Consider the following 292-nt stretch of genomic DNA (forward strand, 5'->3'; position numbering starts at 1 on the left):
CGCACCTCTACAATGCGCGCCGTCCTATGCCGCGCCCGCCCCCTCGGCGTGCGCCCCCGCGCCCGGCGGGGGCGCGGGCCGGGGGAGGGGTCAGGACCCGCTCTCGCCCCCGTCGCGCCTGCGGTGCAGGCGGCGGGCGGCCTCGGCGGTGGACCCGGAGAGCGACGGGTAGACCGTGAAGGCGCCGGACACCTGCTCGTCGGTGAGGTTGTTGTCGACCTCGAGCGAGATGGTGTGGATCAGCTCGCTGGCGCGCGGGGCGACGACCACGCCGCCGACCACGATGCCGGTG

At 76.7% G+C, this 292-nt stretch carries 1 pseudogene; it reads right to left on the bottom strand.

Features of this window, described 5'->3' with window-relative positions:
- Positions 1–90: 90 nt before the first annotated feature.
- A pseudogene (locus tag LO771_RS30325) lies at positions 91–292 on the bottom strand (NAD(P)H-quinone dehydrogenase); the annotation flags it as partial.

This window comes from Streptacidiphilus sp. ASG 303 (assembly GCF_020991365.1).
Lineage (GTDB): Bacteria > Actinomycetota > Actinomycetes > Streptomycetales > Streptomycetaceae > Peterkaempfera.